3 protein-coding genes are annotated in these 981 nt (G+C 25.9%); all 3 read right to left on the bottom strand.

Going from position 1 to position 981, the window contains the following annotated elements; all coding sequences use genetic code 11:
• Positions 1–301, bottom strand: a 301-nt coding sequence (locus AZI32_RS17045; protein WP_345968967.1) for a hypothetical protein, incomplete at its 3' end; no start/stop codon positions are given.
• Positions 288–500 (bottom strand): hypothetical protein, encoded by a 213-nt coding sequence (locus tag AZI32_RS17050; RefSeq protein WP_061997146.1) that lies wholly within the window; start codon positions 498–500, stop codon positions 288–290. The genes AZI32_RS17045 and AZI32_RS17050, both read right to left, overlap by 14 nt.
• A 130-nt stretch (positions 501–630) precedes the next feature.
• Positions 631–981: GspE family protein (locus tag AZI32_RS17055; protein ID WP_162266749.1), on the bottom strand; the 351-nt coding region annotated here is incomplete at its 5' end.

Consider the following 981-nt stretch of genomic DNA (forward strand, 5'->3'; position numbering starts at 1 on the left):
GATTATAATTTATACTTTTTAGAATTGGTTTTAATTTTTTACTGCAATTTAATTGAATTGTATTTAGAGAATGTGTAATTTCACATCCAGATGAAATCAACATCCCTAATTGATTACATAAAACAGATAGGTCTTTGTCTCTTAAATTTTTGTTATTTTTATTTTTTATCAATTTTATATTTGCTATTTTCAAATTTTTTTCTATTGCATATACTTTTAATTCTTTTTCTGAATCAAAACTTAATTTTTTCCTTGATCTGTTTCCATGCTTATCATATACTATACACTCATATAGAGACATTTGCTTCACCTCTATTTAATATGACTCTAGCACTTATAATTTCTTCTATTGTTGTTATGTTTTCATTAATTAAATATGAGCAACTATCTAAAAATGTAATCATATTATTTAATCTAGCAGTATTATAAATATCTTCTATGTTCTCTTGACTCATTATCGCTCTTCTAATATCTTTATCCACTTCTACTATTTCATACAATGCTACTCTTCCTTTATATCCAGTACCATTGCAAGCTCTACACCCCTTAGCCTTTTTAACTTTTATATCCTTATGTAATTTTAGATATTTAGATATATTTGTTTCTATAGTTTCTCCATAACTGCAATTTTTACATACACGCCTGATTAATTTTTGAGATATTATACCGTTTAATGTTGATGCAATTAAATCTATTTACTGACTCAATCGCATTATTAGTATGCATTGTACTTATTACTAAGTGACCTGTAGAAGCAGCTCTAATAGCTATTTGAGCAGTTTCTTTATCTCTTATCTCTCCTACCATTATTACATCTGGATCTTGTCTTAATATCGACCTTAATCCTTTTGAAAAAGTTAATCCTATTTTTGTATTTACCTGAGTCTGATTTATACCTTCTATCTTGTACTCAACTGGATCTTCTATTGTTACTATATTTTTATCCATAAATTTAAAATCATTTAATATTGAATATAAAGT

Source organism: Clostridium sp. ATCC 25772, from assembly GCF_001573875.1.
Classification (GTDB): domain Bacteria; phylum Bacillota; class Clostridia; order Clostridiales; family Clostridiaceae; genus Clostridium_J; species Clostridium_J senegalense.